Below are 16,522 nucleotides of genomic sequence, written 5' to 3'. Positions count from 1 at the left end.
GCCGAACCCTCCCGCGTGTCACAGCATGTCGTCGTGCCGGATGTCCTTGCGGGAGACGGCCAGATAGCCGACGAAGCCGATAATGGCCACCGTCCAGGACAGCGTGACCGGCCCCAGGCCCAGGTCGAGTCCGCCTCGGTCGCGGCCGACGGCCATCCAGTCGGCGACGGACGCACCGAGCGGGCGGGTGATGACGTACGCGGCCCAGAACGCGGCCACCGCGTTCAGGCCGCCCCAGCGGTGCGCAACGGCCGGAACGGCGATCGCGGCGGCGTACAGGACGGCGGAGCCCAAGTAGCCGAGCCCGATCGTGGCGGTGAGGTCGCCCGCGGCCGTACCCAGCGCGAACGTGGCCAGCACGGCGGCCCAGTAGAAGGTCTCGCGGCGCCGGGTGTGGATGCTGTGGATCGACAGAGTCCCCTCGCCGCGGTACCAGAGGGCGAAGACGGCGGCCAGCGCGGCCATGAAGAACGGGGTCGACAGCGTGTACGGCACACCGAGGCCGACGTGCAGGACGTCGGCGGCCATCGTGCCGAACACGCTGACCATGACGATCGCCGTCCAGTAGACCCAGGCCACATACCGCCGGACGGCGAACTGCACCGCCAGAGCGGCCACCAGACCGATGCCACCGAGGCCGACAGCGGGAATCGGACCGAACGTATGGGCCAGAAAGTCGGAGGCCGTCTCGCCCATACCGGTCGTGAGCACCTTGATGATCCAGAAGTAGACAGTCACCTCCGGCACCTTGCTCGCCGCGTGCCGTGCGTGGCGCAGAGGCCGGTTGTCCGTGAGGTGATCTGTCGTCATGGCAGGCACGATGGCACGGCGCCCGACGGTTGCCCCAGACCCCTTTGCCAGAGCTTTGGCGCTTCTGGTGACTGAGTTTCCCCATGTTCGTCCAGGCCTGAACACAACCTGAACGCAGTGACCGATGTACTGGTCAGCGACGTGCGAGCGGTGATATCGGCGGTCTCCCCGCATCAAAAGCCTGGACAGGCCGGCGCACTGGCATTCAGGTTCCGGGGCGCGTGAGCAGCCCCCTTGGGGAAGACCAGACCTGCTTGATGAAGACCCGACCGCTCATTCCGGGTGTGTTCACACACGCGCCGTTTCCGGTAAACAAGCCGCGACTCCCATGAGCCCGGCACTCGCCGGCCCACCCCGAACACCCGGGAGAGACCAGATGTCCAGACGTCACGTCAGGCCCGCAGCCGTCCTAGCCGCCGCCGGAGTCCTGACCGGGGTGACCGCCGTTGAAGGCATCCTGCAAGTGCGGCTTGACGTCGAACCTCTTCCAGATCCGCCCGATGGTGGACTTCGACAGCCCGGTACGGGCGGCCATGGAGGCCCGCGACCAGTGCGTGTCCTGGCCAGGGGTGGATTGCAGCGTCGCGACGACAACATCCTCGACCTGGCCGAGCAGGATGGACGGCGGCCGACCGGGCCGCGGCTCGTCGACCAGACCCTCCAGCCGCCGCTTGACGAACCGGGCCCGCCAGCGGCTCACCGGCTGCTCACTCACACCGAGTTCTGCCGCCACCTGCTTGTTCGTCCCGCCCTCCGCACACCGCAGCACGATCCTCGCGCGCAAAGCCAGGAACTGTGCAGTCTTCGCACGCCTCGCCCAACGCGTCAGCTGTGCCCGTTCGTCATCGCTGAGCACCAACTCCAACTTGCGCCGGCCAGGCCGCGGCTCATCCGCAAGTCCGGCCATCCGCCGGGCAGCAAACCGCGAGCGCCACTTCCTCACCGTGTCCACGGACACCTTGAACTCCGCCGCCACACGCGTATTCGGCTGCCCGTCCGCGCACGCCAAGACGATGCGTGCCCTCTCTACAAGACGGGGCGCCACCGCTCCGCCCGCCCAGCGCAGCAACTCGACGCGCTCCTCATCGGACAGCACAACTTCGACGGCACGAGGACCCCGAGACATGAAAACAGGCCATGGACTTAATCCCGTGATTTCAGGCGCATCACAGTAGACAGTCTGCGAGGGAACCAGTCGTCGATCCCGGCTCTCGGCAGGGTGAACGCCTCGCCGCCACGGTCGTGGCGGGCCGGCAGACGTGCGAAGAACTCCAGTGCCAGCCGGCTCTCCCGCCTGCGCGTACGGCCGGCCCCGCTCGATCGTCTCTTCCACCCGCCCCAGCCCTCCAGCAACTCCGCTTCGGCCCGGGTGGCCGGCCACCAACCGGTCGCCACATAAGGAGCAACCGTCTCCAGCGCCTCTGCCTGTCGGCCCTGCCCGCCGAGCAGGTATGCCCACTCCCGCGCGCAGAACCACTCCCCACGCCCAGCCTGGAACCCCACCTCCACCGCATGACCCAGCTCAAGAAGCCGCGAGACCAGCAGCGGCGGAATGCAGCCAGACAACGTCCGGGACCCGATGGTCAAGATCAGCAGCTTCCACGGCAGCGCACTCTAGTCCGAGTCCAAGGTGGAACCGCCCGTGCGCCTCCTGCTGTTGTTGGATCCGAGTAGGAGCCTGACCAGTCCCAGCGTGATCGAGGAGATGGCGCGGACCCAGCGGGGGCCGCCGAAAGCCCCCCAGACGACGCCGACGAAGCCGCACACGACGAGTGCGAGAAGACCGAGTACAAGGAAGCTGTCCATGGCCTCATCCTGGCAGCGAGGGTGTTCCGTGACTGTTCTGGTCATGTCACCAACCGGTACCGGTGGACACCTCGGTAGCCCCCACCTCCGACACCGACCCGCGTCACGGTGGAGCTCACCGAGGACCAGCTCGAGGCCGTCGGCCTGCCGCCCGGTCACGGCTACCAGGTCACCGGCATGCTGCTCGATGCCGAGGACCCATGGAGCTCCCCCAGGTTGGCACGCTCACCGTGGCAATCCGCTGGCTGCATCCCATGGACATGCCCGTCTCCAGCGGCCTCCACTACGCCTCACTCCGGGGCATCTGACTGTTGCGGAAAGCGGCCACCCGCTGGGCGTGTTCCCGATGCGGATCTTGGAGGCGTCCTCGGCGAGGGTGGTGTCCAGGACATGGTGATGGGCTTCGACGTGCCAGAGCTCGCGCACCGCTCGGGCGAGCCGGCTGCCTCTGCTGCCCGTGGGTCCGCAGTGGCGGGTGGTCACCCCGCCAGGTGCTTGCCGAAGAACTCGGCGAGCTTGGCGACGGCGGGCGTGACGTATTCGTCCTTGTCGTACAGATCGATATGGGTGGCGCCGTCGATGACGACCAGTTCCTTGGGCTCGGCCGCCTGCGCGATCGCTTCCCGGCTGAAGTAGGCGCTCTCCGCCTCCGAACCGGCGATCATCAGCAGGGGGCGGGGCGAGATCAGCTCGATCAACGCGTACGAGTCGTACTGGGCGAGCTGGTCGACGCTGCGCAGCACCCATCCCTGGACCGCACGAGGGTGGTGACCGCGCGGGGTGCAGTAGAACTCGAACGTCTCGCGGAACTGCCGGGTAGCGGTCTCCAGCAGTTCCTCGGCGTTGTCGGGAATCCATGCCATGAGCTCCGGGGCCGCGCCGCGTGCCTCGGCGGTGCGCGCCGCGCCGGCCTGGTCGAGCAGGGCCTTGAGGATCGCCGGGTCCTGGGTGCGGCCCAGTCCTTCACGGATCACCGAGCCCATGTCCACGGCGCTGACCGTGGCCACGCCCTTGATGCGGTGGTCGGTCTGTGCGGCGTAGGGGACGTAACCGCCGGAGGCGCAGATGCCCAGGGCTCCGATACGGTCCGGGTCGATGTCGTCACGTGTGGTCAGGTAGGTCACGGCGGACTTGATGTTCTCGGCGCGCTGGAAGGGGTTCTCCATGCCGCGCGGCTCGCCCTCGCTCTCGCCCTGGTAGGCGGCGTCGAAGACGAGCGCAGCGAATCCGGCGCGGGCCAGGCGCTCGGCGTAGATGCTCGGGCTCTGCTCCTTCACGCCGCCTCCCGGGTGGGAGATGACAATGGCCGGCAGCCGGCCGTCGGTGTGGTCGTCGGGGGTGAAGAGAATCCCGGCGAGGGCGAGATCGTTGCCGGGGAAGGTGACGCTGGTCTTCACGGTCTGTGTCTCCTGGTGCAGGTGGGGAAGTGCTGGGATCGCGACGGCGCGGATTGCTCCGGCAGGACCTTTGGCGGGGCCGTCGTCTTCGGGGCGGTCCGTCCGCCGGCCACGTCATCGACACTCGCACGCGGAACACGGGCGGGTAAGAGGCTTCTTTTGTCCCCGGACACCGTGGTCCTGGGACAGAGCAGGCCCACTGTCACAGGACCGGCGGGCTGTAACACTTGTGCCTATGAGCAGCAGCAACCCCCGCGACAGTGAGCTGGGTGCCTTCCTTAAGGCGCGGCGCACAGAGCTGAGCCCGGCCGAAGTGGGGCTGCCCGACTCGCCCGGCAGGCGCAGGGTCAAGGGCCTGCGCCGCGAGGAGGTGGCCTTGCTGGCGTCGATCAGCCCCGACTACTACACGCGCCTGGAGCAGGGCCGCCGCCAGGCCTCCGAACCAGTGCTGGACACCCTCGCGCGTGTCCTCCGGCTTGATGACAGTGAGCGCGCCTACATGTTCGAACTGTCCGGTCGAGACGCCGCCCGGCCGCGTCGGCGCACCACGCAGAAAGTCCAGCCGCAGCTGCAGCGCCTCTTGGAGGACCTCCCCACCACGCCGGCCGTCGTCCTGGGCCGCCGCACGGACATCCTCGCCTGGAACGCCATGGCGGCCGCTCTGTTCACCGACTTCGCGCGGATCCCGGAGAAGAAGCGCAACTTCGTACGGCTGGTCTTCTGCGAACCGGCCATCAGAGCGCTGTACCCGGACTGGGAGTGGGTAGCGCAGATGACCCTGGCGCAGCTGCGCATGGAGGCCGTCCGCGATCCGAAGGATCCGCGGCTGGCCGAACTGGTGGGCGAGCTGTCGCTTCAGGACCCCGACTTCCGGCGCTGGTGGGGCGCCCACCGCGTCGCCACCCAGAGATCGGGCACGAAAACGCTGGACCATCCCGTTGTCGGCCCGCTCACCCTCGACTGGTCCTTCCTCACGTCCACCGACGACCCCGACCAGCAGCTCATCACCCTGACCGCCGAGCCCGGCACGCCCAGCCACGACCGTCTGCGCATCCTCGCCTCATGGGCCGCGCAAGCCGCCGACGACCCGATTGCGGACCGTTAGTGCGTTGTGGCAAAGGGAGTCCCTGTTCGATGAGCAGGGGCTTCTTCGTGTGCGGGGCATGATCGCCCTGGGGTAGGGGCAGGCAGCGGACGGCTTGTTGTGGATCGAGAAGGGTGCGATGCCGTCGGTGCTGGGGTTGATGGAACAGCGTGAGGCGCGGGCGAGGGCAGGATCTGGAGTCCTGGACGGAGGTCCTGGAGCAGGCTCAGGCGGAGGTGGATGCCGCGCGGGAACGGGTCGAGCGGGCCCGGGTGGGGCGTGAGGAGCTCCTGTCGGTGCTGGCCGAGGAGAGCAGTACGAATACGCCGGTTTCTGTGCCTTCGGGTGGTGAGATGGCTGCCGAACTGGCGGCCAGGCTGGCCCGAAAACGCGGATGGCAGCCCGCGGGGATTCACTAAGGTGGACCACCTGGACGCGCTGCAGGGTGACCTGTTTCTCCACGTCATCGAGACGGGCTGCAGCGTTCTATGCCTGATCGGAGTGACCGGTCCCCTTGTCGGCCGTGTCGTCACCGGCAACGCGGACGGCTTCTGGCCTCCGAACGTCTCATCGGCACAGGACTTCCTCAGCTGGTACGAACGTTGGCTCAACCACATGCGGGAGGGCAAGGACAACGCCGCACTGGGGCTGACCTCCCCGGCAACCGTCGCAAGCACCCCGTGGGGCGCCGGGCCACAGCCCAGAACGCTCCGCGTTCGCATGCCCCGGGCCGTTGATGGAACGCCGGCCCAGGGCCGGGACCACCACAGCGTCCGTGCCTCATGAGACATGGCGACGTCTGGAGAATGAGGGCACTACCGGCTCGTCGCGGAGAGGTTGATCCCGCTCGACCCGTTGAGCGAGGTCCACGTCTCGCCGGCCGGGCCGGACACTGCATTCCTTCGGGCCGGCCGCACGCACTCGACTGGTTCGCCCTGGGCCAGGAGTAATTGTCGAAATCCTGCGGATCATTGTCTGCGCCAGCGAAGTTCGGGTGGGTGCCCCCGAGTGTCGACGAGCACGGCTCGTTTGTGACACTCGTCCCCATGACCAGCAGCAACGCCCTTGGCTTCACCCAGATCGTTGACCCGCACGAGATCACTGACGAGCTGAAGCAGACCCTCGTGGACTGCTGGACCGAGGTGAGCAATGCGGGTGGGGCGGCCGGGTTCCCCTTTCCGCCGGTGGATGCCGCCGAGGTCACCGCTGTCCTTGACCGCATCATCGAGAAGCTTGCCCCAACGACCAGCCGCCTTCTGATCGCCCTGGCCGATGGCACCGTCGCGGGCTGGCTGAACATCCGCTGCGATCCCCACCCGGTCGTCGCGCACTGGGGCACGATTCACCACGTGCAAACCCGTCTCGGCGTCCGGGGCCAGGGGATCGGCGCGGCATTGATGAACCGGGTCCGTGAGGTCGCCCGCGACGAGATGGGCCTGGAGCAGCTGCACCTTGCCGCCCGCGGTGGTGTCGGTCTCGAAGAGTTCTATCGCCGACTCGGCTGGAAGGAGATCGGCAGGTGGCCCGGCGCTCTGCGGCTGGCCTCCGACGACGATCGCGATGAGGTCCTCATGCTGTTGTCGCCTTTGTGACACCCAGCAACCTGATCTTGGCCCAGGCAGGGCACGACGACAGGGACAGCAAGGTTGTCATGCCGAGAGGGGCTGCGTGCGCTCGATGAACTGCCCGCGTTCGAAGCGGGCCCGGCGCGGACGACGGCGACGAGGTGAGGTGAGTTCACGGCCCGCCAGCGGGCCTGGACGGACTCGACGAGCTTGAAGGCCATGGCCAAGGCGGCGGCCGCGCTGCCGGCACCCCGGGTGACCTTGGTCCGCAAGCGGACGGCGGCAAAGGTCGACTCAATCGGGTTCGTCGTGCGCAAGTGGATCCAGTGCTCGGCGGGAAAGTCGTAGAACGCCAGCAGTTCGTCGACGTCGTCGGTGATCTTCTTGACAGCCTTGGCGAACTTCGCGCCGTAGCTCTTGGCGAACCCGGCGACGGCCTTTGAGCGCGTGGTCGCGGTCCTCGGCGTTGTAGATCTCCTGCAGGGCCTTCTTCGCGCCGGGCTGCGCGGACTTCGGCAGGGCGTTGGCAACGTAGGCGATCTTGTTAACCCAGCACCTCTGGTGCCGGGTCTCTGGGAAGACTGCGGCCAGGGCCTTCCAGAAGCCGAGTGCGCCGTCGCCGACCGCGAGGACGGGAGCGCGCATCCCGCGCCGTTGGCAGTCGCAAAGCAGGTCGGCCCAGGAGTCGGCAGACTCGCGGTAGCCATCGTTCATGGCGTCATGGGTTTTCTCGATACCTCACAGCGCGTCCGATGAGTTTGTGGCTCCCGGCCGGTCCAAGCTCATGACACCCAGGAAAGGACACCGCCATGTCGGAGCTTCTCGTCGACTTCATCACCTCTCTCGACGGCCACGCATCGGCAGAGGGATGGCCCGGGTTCTGGGGCCTCGAGGGCCCGGAGTACCTCGCATGGCTCGGCGAGCAACCCGAGGCCACCTACCTGATGGGAGCGAACACCTACCGCCTGATGTCGGGCTTCGCCGCAGGCGAGGTGCCGAATGGCCAAGACGAGTTCCGGCCCGAAGAAGAGGCGTCCGTCGACGAGCTCACACAAGCCTCCAAGGTGGTGTTCTCCTCCTCACTCGAGGAGCCACTGACGTGGGCCAACTCCACGCTCGTCCGCGACGACGCCGTCGAGGCGGTCCGCGCCATGAAGTCGAATGGCTCGGGGCTCCTCAGCACGATCGGCAGCCTCAGCCTGTGCCGGTCGCTGCTACGAGCCGGACTCGTCGACCGCTTCCGGGTCGTGATGTTCCCGGTGATCACCGGGGCCACGGGCGAAGAACGCATCTACGACGGCTATCCGGACGTTGCCCTCGAGATGATCGAGCACCACACCTTCGACGGCCGCATCCAGCTGGTCGAGTACAAGCCCCGCGTGCTCGAGCACCCGCCGCTCGGCGTCCCTGCGTGACGTCGCCCCGTCCGCCGGTCCGGACGGCCGCCAGGCCGACGCCGGCGGGCGCGGAGCAAGACCTGACAGGGGCGAACGGCCAACGTCAGGACGCCCGGTCCAGGTCGTGGGCGCGGTTGAGGGAGACAGGGTTCCTCTCTCACTCGGAGGTGATCGCGGCCTCAGCCGACATGGTCACGTCTGTCATCAGGTGTTACTCCGTTTTGAAGATCCACCGTTGACCGTACAGACCCGGCAGCTCAGGCCGCTGCGACGGCGGCACGGGCCGGGGAACGGCCGAGGTCGGGTGAACGCTGCCGCGGATCAGCCGACGGGTCATGAGAGTGATCGCGGCGAGCGTGCGCATCGCTTCGGAGTGCTCGGGCAGCGTCTCGTAGTCCCCGGCATTGCGGCGAAGCGCCCGCGTGAACGTCGAGTACGCACCCTGACAGCCGAGCGCGGTCACCTTGTCGAACCGCGTCGAGGCCCACAAGCGTGAGTCGTCTGCGAGCCGTTGCCGGCAGTATGGCAGTACGGCAGGAACGGTACGAACGCGTCCGGCGCCTGACGTCGCTGACCGGGAGTCCGCTCACGGTTCAGGCAGGCGCGGATCGTCCTGCGGTCCCGGCCGGCCGTCCGCAGGGCCGGGTCGTGGTGTGAAGGCTTGGCCGTGCTGGTCGGCCAGATCCTCCTGGGTGGCAGCGAAGCCGGCGGCGTGGCCGAAGACCTCGCGCAGTACGGGCAGGTCACGGACGACCATTGGACACCCTCGGCCCGGGCCTCCATGCCGGCGAGGAGGAAGTCCTTCCTCGGGGGAAGGGAAGGCGAACTCGTCGACGGCCCTGCACGCACCGGCAGTTCACCATCGGGCACCGGGCCGAGTGCGACCGGCGCGACGCCCAGTTCCGCGACTCCCCCAAGGAGCTCCATCGGGGCAACAAATCTCCCCTCCAGCTATTGACGTGCCTGGTGTTAACGTTAACACTCTGTTTCACCGCTGAGTCATCACCGCGCTAGCCACTCGTGTATCCCACATTTTCCAGCGCCTCAAGCCGCAGCCCTCTACCCGCTGCCCCTTGCGCCCCCGATCGAGCCGCCCCCGACGGAGCATAGATGTGACCGTGAACATTCCTACTGACCCGCACCACCAGGCAGTCGACCGGGGCCGTTCCCCTGTCAAGACACCCACACCCAGCCCGGACGGCGCACGCCACCGGCGACGGACCCGGATCCGCACCACCGTCGAGGCGTACGTCCTGCTGACACCAAGCTTGATCGGGTTCGTGCTCTTCCTGCTCGCGCCGATCGCCGGGGTCGTCGTGATCAGCTTCTTCGACTGGAACCTGATGGGCTCCCCGCACTTCGTCGGGCTCGCGAACTACCGTGAGATGGCCGGTGACAGCGAGGTGTGGCGCGCAGTGCGCAACACCATCTACTACGTGGTGCTGAACATCCCGGCGCAGACCGTGCTGGCCCTGCTGCTCGCCCTCGCGATGAACCGGAGGATGCGCGGCGGAAAGGCGCTCCGGGTGCTGTTCGTGCTGCCCTGGATGGCCATGCCGGTGGCGCTGGGCATCGTCTGGAACTGGGCGTTCGACCCGCAAAACGGCGTGGTCAACCAGTTCCTGTCGCTGTTCGGCATCGATGGCCCGGCGTGGCTGTCATCCACGGCCTGGGCGATGCCGGTGCTCGCCTCGGTCAACGTCTGGCAGTACACCGGCTACACCATGTTGTTCTTGCTCGCCGGGCTGCAGGCGATCCCGGAGTCGCTGTACGAGGCGGCCGACCTGGACGGAGCGGGTCCCGTACAGCGGTTCTTCCGGATCACGCTGCCGCTGCTGCGCCCGTCGATGTTCTTCGTGCTGGTCACCAACACCATCGGGTCGTTCCAGATGTTCGACACCGTCTACGTGATGACCCAGGGCGGACCCGGCGGTTCGACCGACACCATGAACTTCCACATCTACCAGCAGGCGTTCCAGTTGTTCCGCACCGGCTACGCCTCGGCGCTGGCGATGCTGCTGTTCACCCTGATCCTGCTGGTGACGTCGGTCCAGGTCCTGTACTTCCGCAAGCGCACTGTCTACGACTTCAGCTGAGGGCGTCCATCACCATGCATTCGTCTTCGATCCCCACCGTCGTCCGCAGGACGACGCTGTACGGAATCCTGCTCGCGGGAGCGCTGCTGTCCGTCGGCCCGTACCTGCTGACACTGAACGCCGCGTTCAAGCGACCCTCGGACCTGCTGTCGACCGACGCCTGGGCCCCCGCACACCCCGCCACCTTCGCCAACTTCGCCGATGTGTGGAACCAGTACGGGATGTCCTCCTTCCTGCTCCACACCCTGCTCGTGGCAGTCGTCGTCACCGCAGGACAGGTCGTGTTCAGCGCGATGGCGGCGTACGCGCTGGCCCGCCTGGAGTTCCCGGGACGGGACTGGCTGTTCTGGGCCTATCTCGCCACGATGATGGTGCCGCAGATGATCACACTGGTGCCGCTGTTCCTGATGATGCGTGACCTGGGCATGGTCGACACCTACGCCGGCCTCATCCTGCCCACCGTGCTCGGCACCCCGTACGGCGTATTCCTGGTGCGTCAGCACTTCATGACCATCCCCAAAGACCTGGAGGCCGCCGCCCGTATCGACGGCGCGACCACCTGGGGCATCCTCGTGCGGATCATGCTGCCCCTGAGCCGCCCGATCCTGGCCACGCTCGCCACGATCACCTTCATCAACACCTGGAACAACCTGATCTGGCCGCTGATCATCACCAACAGCGACCGCACCCGGGTGATCACCGTGGGCATCGCGGCGCTCCAAGGAGAGCACGCCTCCGACCTGCCGCACATCGTGCTCGCCGGAGCCGCGATCGCCCTGATCCCGCTGATCGTCGTCTTCCTGGTCTTCCAGAAGCACATCGTCCGCTCCATCGCCCTCACGGGCCTGAAGTGAGGCGCGCATCGTCGGTGATCTCTCGATCCGCAAATTGTTAACGTTAATACTTTCCCACACCGGGCCTCCGCCCCACTTTCCGAACCCTCGCGCACCACCTGCACCTGAAGGGACACCACAACCATGTCCGCATCCGTCAGAAGAATCCTGGTCGGTGCCGCCACCGGCGCCCTCCTGCTCGGCCTCACCACCGCTTGCGGCTCGTCCGACGGCGCCTCTTCCGACGGCACCGTGACCCTGCGGTACGCCATCTGGGACGCGGTCCAGAAGCCCGCCCTGCAGAAGTCGATCGACGCGTTCGAGAAGGCGCACCCGAAGATCAAGGTCAAGATCGAGCTGAACGCCTGGGCCCAGTACTGGAGCAAGCTCCAGACCCAGCTGGCCGGCCGCACCGCACCGGATGTCTTCTGGGACCACGTGGCGTACTTCCCGCAGTTCGCCCAGCAGGGCGTTCTCGCCGACCTGACCCCGTACATCAAGGCCGACAAGCTGGACACCTCGGTCTACGACTCCAAGCTGCTGACGGGCTGGGAGCAGGACGGCAAGCAGTACGGCCTGCCGAAGGACTGGGACACCATCGCGCAGGTCTACAACAAGACCATGCTGAAGACGGCAGGGCTGACCCAGGAGCAGCTCAGCGGCCCGTCGTGGAACACCACCGACGGCGGCCCCTTCGTCAAGGCACTGCAGAAGCTGACGATCGACGAGAACGGCAACCACCCGAACCAGGCGGGCTTCGACAGCAAGCACGTCAAGCAGTACGGCCTCGCACTCTCCTCGCCCAACGGCCAGACGGACTGGTGGAACGCGGCGACGCAGAACGGCTGCAAGCTCCAGGACAAGGCCTGGGGCAAGTGGACGATCAACCAGCCGTCCTGCGTGGAGGCGATCCAGTTCATCCGGGACCTGCGGCTGAAGTACCACGTCGCCGTTCCCGCCTCGGTCACCAATACCCCGAACGGCGCCGCCCTGCCGCAGGTCATGGCCCGCAAGCAGGCTGCCGTGGTGTGGGACGGCAGCTGGGACCTCAACGCCTACCAGAGCTCGATGAAGGGCAACTTCGGGGTCGCCGAACTCCCCAGCGGGCCGGTCGGTAAGGGCACGGTGTACAACGGTCTGAGCAACGCCCTGTACACCGGCAGCAAGCACCCCAAGGAAGCCTGGGAACTGGTGAAGTGGCTCGGCTCCGAGGAGTCCCAGAAGATCATCGTCGCCGCGGGTTCGGTGTGGCCGGGCATTCCCACGCTCAACCAGGACTTCGTGGACATCTGGAAGAAGCAGGGCGTCGACGTCAGCGCCTTCTCGAAGGAGGCCGCCGGCACGACGACCGGCTATCCGCTCACCACGTCCTCTGCGACGTACAACGTCAAGGTGCAGGACGCCTTCAACCAGGTGTGGCTCGGCCAGCAGTCTGCCCAGAAGGCCGCCGACTCGGTGAACGAGGAGTCCAACACCGCGGTCAAGTAGCAGCCGCGGACGAGTAGCCTTAGCGGCGACCAACCACCAGGAGACCACCGACATGCAGGAAGCAACCCCGGTCCACCGTGACGAGGCCCCGCCCCGGGACGGCGCGGACCGGCACCGGTCGGTCAGCATCCTCGACGTCGCCAAGGCCGCCGGGGTCTCCCACCAGACCGTCTCCCGTGTCGTCAACGACAAGCCGAAGGTCAAGAAGGCCACCCGCGAGCGGGTGCTGCAAGTCATCGACGAACTGGGCTACAAGCCCAACCGACTGGCCCGGGCACTGGCGGGCGGGACCGTGCGCTCGGTGACCGTGCTCACCTCGGACACCACCTTGTACGGGGCGTCCCTGGCGCTTCGAGGCATCGAGGAGGCTGCACGTGCGGCGGATTTCGCGGTGGCGGTCAGTGTCCTGGACGCGGACGCCGCGCTGACCCCGGTCGACATCGCGGGCCGGCTCGCCCGTCCGGGCGAGCCCGTCCTGGTCATCGCCTTCAACGCACCGGGCGAGCAGGCCTGGCGGGCGCTGCCGACGGACTTTCCCGCAGCAGCCGTCGTGGAGCTGCCGCGGGAGGGACACACCAGCGGACGGCCCGAAGCCTGGCTCGATGACCGCTCCGCGGCTGCGCAGGCCACCCGGTATCTGCTCGGCCTCGGTCACCGCACCGTCCACCACCTGGCCATCCCGTCGTCCACGGCCCGCGTCGGCCAGCGCGCCGAGGGCTGGCGGCAGGCGCTCCAGGGCGCGGGCCGCCTGGTCCCGGAGCCGGTCGAAGGCGGCTGGAGCCCGCGATCCGGGTATCTGGCCGCCCGCTCCCTCGTCGCCGACCCGCAGGTCACAGCCGTACTGTGCGGGAACGACGACCTCGCGCTCGGCGTGCTCCGTGCGGCCCGGGAGGCGGGCCGGGACGTGCCGGGTGACCTGAGTGTCGTCGGATTCGACGACGCACCGTACGCGGCATTCACCCACCCGCTCCTGACCACGGTGCGGCTGGACTTCGAGGGGCTGGGGCGCGGCGCCTTCGGGATGCTGCACCGGCTGCTCGACCCCGACAACGCACCGGCACCACCGCTGTGGGCCGAACCAGAGCTGATCGTCCGCCAGAGCTCCGGCCCGGCGCCCGACCGTTCCGTCTGACCTCCAGGGCCCTCCGCGGGGCCCGTCACCGAACCACTCCCAGGCACCGTCGCCGCACGCTGCCTCCAGCAGTCGCTTCCGCGCGTATCGCTCCGTCCTGATGATGTGAGCGTTCACATTCCACCCCTACGAGCCGCCCTCCCGCAGTGTGGCGGGAGGAGAAAGCCAGGTCTTCCATGTCCCCAGACCTCCACAGCCCGGCCCCCGGCGCCTTGCCGCCCGGCCCTAAGAGACTGGCCCTCGCCAGAGCACTGCTGGCGGTCGCCGCTCTGGTCGGCACGGCGCTCGCCGTGCCGCAGTCCGCAGAGGCGGCCACCCAGACGTACACCGTGGACCTCGGCACGACCACCGGAGCCGTCCTCCACGGCTCGAACGGCGCGCTGTACGGACAGAGCGACGACGGCGTCCCCGGTGACAACCTGCTGGCACCGCTGAAGCTCACCACCGGTTCCCAGAAGCCCCCGAACGGAGCCCAGCACCCCAACGGCGACATCCTCCAGGTCGCCCCCTCGTTCTTCCGCAACGGCGGCGGGACGATGTACACCAACATCCAGGACGAGTACTCCGACTGGCCTTACCAGAACCTGGGCCTCAGCGACTACCTCACCAAGGTCGACACCGCCGTCAACGCCGTCAAGGCGACCTCGTACGCGAACAAGGTGGTGTTCGTCCCGTTCAACGAGCCGGACGGCAACTGGTACACCGGCCTCAACAGCTCGAACACCACCACCTACAACACCGCCCGCGACAACTTCCTCGCCGACTGGAAGACCGTCTACCAGCGGATACGCACCGACTATCCGGGCGCGAAGATCGGCGGCCCGAACAACGCGAGCTGGAACAGCAAGTTCTTCGGCGACTTCCTCACCTACGCCCGCGACAACAACGTCCTGCCGGACGTCTTCACCTGGCACGAGCTGGGCCCGGGCTCACTCGCCGTCTACCGCGGCCACTACACCACGTACCGCTCCCTGGAGAGCGCCCGCGGCATCAGCCCCATCACGATCAACGTCGACGAGTATGCCAACCGGCGCGACCTGTCGGTTCCCGGGCAGATGGTGCAGTGGGCCGCGATGTTCGAGGACACCAAGGTCTACGCACAGCAGCCGTACTGGGACATCGCCGGCAACATGGACGGCAACACCGTCCAGACCAACATCCCCAACGCCACGTGGTGGTTCTGGCACTGGTACGCCGGGATGACGGGGCAGACCGCCAAGACGACCCCGCCGCAGGCCAGCACGCAGGACACCCTGCAGGGCATGGCCTCGCTGGACACCAGCCGCAAGCAGGCGCAGGTGATCGTCGGCGGCTCCGCAACGGACACCGACGTGGTGATCAACAACATTCCGGCCGCCACCTTCGGAAGCAAGGTCGAGGTCACCGTCCAGGCCCTGGACTGGAGTGGCTACGAGGGCGCGTCCGCTCCGCCGCGCACCATCTCCCGCACCGCGTACACGCCTTCGAGCGGCTCTGTCACGGTGCCGCTGACCGGCCTGAACGCCATGTCCGCGTACCGCATCACCGTCACCCCGAACGGTGGGGGCGCCGCGACCACGCCCAGCGTGCCGTGGAGCGCCTCCTACGAGGCGGAGAACGCCGCCATCACCGACGGCACCGTCGTCACCCAGGCCACCGGCGCCGACTACGGAAGTGCCCAGAAATATGCCACCTCCGGCACCAAGGACGTCGGCTACCTGTCCCAGAGCGACAGCAAGGTCGTCTTCACCGTCGACGTCCCCGCCGCCGGCACGTACAACCTGCGGATCTTCTACGGCAACCAGAACGGCTCGCCCTCCCAGCAGGCCCTGCGCATCGACGGCGCCAACCCGAAGTTCGTCACCTACCCATCGACGCTGAACTGGCAGTACCGCTCCACGGTCACCGTTCCGGTCAGCCTCGGCGCGGGCAGCCACACCGTCTCGCTCGCCGTCACGGACCCGACGCTGGGCACCTCCGCCGGGCAGGTCACTCTCGACAAGATCGACCTCACCGCCGTCCCGAGCACCCCGGAGTCGGTGTACGAGGCGACGTTCGCCGACATCAGCGGCAGCCCGTCCTTCTCGTACACCGACGTCGGTGAGACCGGCACCGGGCGGCTCGTCATGGCCTCCGGTGACAAGGCCACCTTCGACGCCTACGCCCCGGCCGACGGCTACTACACCGTCAAGACCGACTACTCCTCCGCCGGGGGCAGCACGGCCCTCGCCCTGAACGGCACCACGGCCGCCGCCTACGGTTCCTCCGGCGGCGCCACCACCACCTCCAGCACCCGGCTGTACCTGGCGGCGGGCGTCAACCGGATCGCCGTCAGCCCGAACAGCGGCACCTCGCTCGTCCTGCGCGACCTGAAGGTGTCCGGCGCCGGCGACACCACAGGCGTCTCCAAGTACGAGGCCGAGAACGCCACCCTGGCCGGCCAGGCCAAGGCCCAGTCCGACACATGGGCGTCCGGCGGCAAGAACGTCGGCTACGTCGGCAACGCCAGCGGGAACACGCTCACCTTCGGCGCCGTCAGCGCCTCCGCAGCGGGCCGCTACACGGTCGTCGTCCACTACGCCCACAACGACCGGGCGGGCTCCGGGAACTACAACACCAACGTCGAGTCCCGCACCGCGCAGTTGTCGGTCAACGGCGGCACGGCGACCACGCTGACGTTCCGCAACACCTACAGCTGGAACGACTACTGGGCGCTGCCGACGACCGTCAGCCTCGGCTCTGGCACCAACACCCTGAAATTCTCCAACTCGTCCTCCTGGGCACCCGACATCGACTACATCGAGGTCGCCCCGGTGAACGGCTGACCGTCCTCCCCGTCCCCAGGGGCCGCCGCCGGACCGCGAACCGGCCGGCGGCGGCCCCGCCCCGCCTCTTGTCACGGCCACCCGCCGCCCAGCCCGCTCCAGACCGAAAG

General features: G+C 67.8%; 16 protein-coding genes and 1 pseudogene. 9 read left to right on the top strand and 8 right to left on the bottom strand.

All coding sequences use genetic code 11. The features are described 5' to 3' along the window. Positions 1-18 precede the first annotated feature (18 nt). The 5 genes from ABT057_RS13940 to ABT057_RS13920 all read right to left on the bottom strand — a co-directional run bounded on the left by ABT057_RS13940 (position 19) and on the right by ABT057_RS13920 (position 4,013). Positions 19-810, bottom strand: coding sequence for a COG4705 family protein (locus ABT057_RS13940; RefSeq protein ID WP_352343043.1), 792 nt, complete (start codon positions 808-810; stop codon positions 19-21). 409 nt (positions 811-1,219) lie between these two features. After that, positions 1,220-1,906, bottom strand: coding sequence for a helix-turn-helix domain-containing protein (locus tag ABT057_RS13935; protein ID WP_352343042.1), 687 nt, complete (start codon positions 1,904-1,906; stop codon positions 1,220-1,222). A gap of 47 nt (positions 1,907-1,953) precedes the next feature. Beyond that, entirely contained in the window at positions 1,954-2,397 is a 444-nt protein-coding gene (locus ABT057_RS13930) for a hypothetical protein (RefSeq protein ID WP_352343041.1), read from the bottom strand. A 27-nt stretch (positions 2,398-2,424) separates the two neighbouring features. Beyond that, the gene (locus tag ABT057_RS13925; RefSeq protein ID WP_352343040.1) at positions 2,425-2,616 is read right to left on the bottom strand and encodes a hypothetical protein; all 192 of its coding nucleotides are present in this window, start codon (positions 2,614-2,616) and stop codon (positions 2,425-2,427) included. Positions 2,617-3,095: 479 nt separating this feature from the next. Further along, entirely contained in the window at positions 3,096-4,013 is a 918-nt protein-coding gene (locus ABT057_RS13920; RefSeq protein ID WP_352343038.1) for an alpha/beta hydrolase, read from the bottom strand. Between the two features lie 235 nt (positions 4,014-4,248). Here ABT057_RS13920 and ABT057_RS13915 point away from each other — a divergent pair, with 235 nt between their 5' ends. The 3 genes from ABT057_RS13915 to ABT057_RS13905 all read left to right on the top strand — a co-directional run bounded on the left by ABT057_RS13915 (position 4,249) and on the right by ABT057_RS13905 (position 6,689). Beyond that, a complete protein-coding gene (locus ABT057_RS13915) occupies positions 4,249-5,118 on the top strand; it encodes a helix-turn-helix domain-containing protein (protein ID WP_352343036.1) in 870 nt (289 codons plus the stop codon). A gap of 399 nt (positions 5,119-5,517) precedes the next feature. Then, on the top strand, positions 5,518-5,883 hold the full coding sequence (locus ABT057_RS13910; RefSeq protein WP_352343035.1) for a hypothetical protein: 366 nt from the start codon (positions 5,518-5,520) through the stop codon (positions 5,881-5,883). A gap of 260 nt (positions 5,884-6,143) precedes the next feature. After that, complete coding sequence (locus ABT057_RS13905; RefSeq protein WP_352343034.1) at positions 6,144-6,689, top strand: GNAT family N-acetyltransferase; 546 nt, start codon at positions 6,144-6,146, stop codon at positions 6,687-6,689. Positions 6,690-6,781: 92 nt separating this feature from the next. On the opposite strand, the pseudogene ABT057_RS13900 reads toward ABT057_RS13905, so the two are convergent. Then, positions 6,782-7,379, bottom strand: a pseudogene (locus ABT057_RS13900) (IS256 family transposase); the annotation flags it as partial. Between the two features lie 92 nt (positions 7,380-7,471). Between ABT057_RS13900 and ABT057_RS13895 the strand changes: the two are divergent. Then, the gene (locus ABT057_RS13895; protein WP_352343032.1) at positions 7,472-8,077 is read left to right on the top strand and encodes a dihydrofolate reductase family protein; all 606 of its coding nucleotides are present in this window, start codon (positions 7,472-7,474) and stop codon (positions 8,075-8,077) included. 193 nt (positions 8,078-8,270) lie between these two features. Here the strand turns inward: ABT057_RS13895 and ABT057_RS49185 are convergent, their stop codons facing one another. Together ABT057_RS49185 and ABT057_RS13885 are read right to left on the bottom strand one after the other, a co-directional pair. Beyond that, positions 8,271-8,522 carry a hypothetical protein gene (locus tag ABT057_RS49185; protein WP_502973891.1) on the bottom strand — a complete coding sequence of 84 codons (252 nt, stop codon included), beginning with the start codon at positions 8,520-8,522 and terminating at the stop codon, positions 8,271-8,273. A gap of 123 nt (positions 8,523-8,645) precedes the next feature. After that, positions 8,646-8,816 (bottom strand): hypothetical protein, encoded by a 171-nt coding sequence (locus ABT057_RS13885; RefSeq protein ID WP_352343031.1) that lies wholly within the window; start codon positions 8,814-8,816, stop codon positions 8,646-8,648. 361 nt (positions 8,817-9,177) lie between these two features. Here ABT057_RS13885 and ABT057_RS13880 point away from each other — a divergent pair, with 361 nt between their 5' ends. The 5 genes from ABT057_RS13880 to ABT057_RS13860 all read left to right on the top strand — a co-directional run bounded on the left by ABT057_RS13880 (position 9,178) and on the right by ABT057_RS13860 (position 16,412). Then, positions 9,178-10,155, top strand: a complete 978-nt coding sequence (locus ABT057_RS13880; RefSeq protein ID WP_352343029.1) for a carbohydrate ABC transporter permease — start codon at positions 9,178-9,180, stop codon at positions 10,153-10,155. 14 nt (positions 10,156-10,169) lie between these two features. Then, entirely contained in the window at positions 10,170-11,009 is an 840-nt protein-coding gene (locus tag ABT057_RS13875) for a carbohydrate ABC transporter permease (RefSeq protein ID WP_352343027.1), read from the top strand. Positions 11,010-11,132: 123 nt separating this feature from the next. After that, a complete protein-coding gene (locus tag ABT057_RS13870; RefSeq protein ID WP_352343026.1) occupies positions 11,133-12,476 on the top strand; it encodes an ABC transporter substrate-binding protein in 1,344 nt (447 codons plus the stop codon). Between the two features lie 52 nt (positions 12,477-12,528). Continuing rightward, entirely contained in the window at positions 12,529-13,608 is a 1,080-nt protein-coding gene (locus ABT057_RS13865) for a LacI family DNA-binding transcriptional regulator (RefSeq protein ID WP_352343025.1), read from the top strand. A gap of 176 nt (positions 13,609-13,784) precedes the next feature. Beyond that, the gene (locus tag ABT057_RS13860; protein WP_352343024.1) at positions 13,785-16,412 is read left to right on the top strand and encodes a carbohydrate-binding protein; all 2,628 of its coding nucleotides are present in this window, start codon (positions 13,785-13,787) and stop codon (positions 16,410-16,412) included. Positions 16,413-16,522: the final 110 nt, after the last annotated feature.

The sequence above is a fragment of the Streptomyces sp. NPDC002588 genome (assembly GCF_040295925.1).
Lineage (GTDB): Bacteria > Actinomycetota > Actinomycetes > Streptomycetales > Streptomycetaceae > Streptomyces.
Note: the sequence above shows the minus strand (reverse complement) of the source record. Positions and strands in the feature narration are given on the sequence as shown.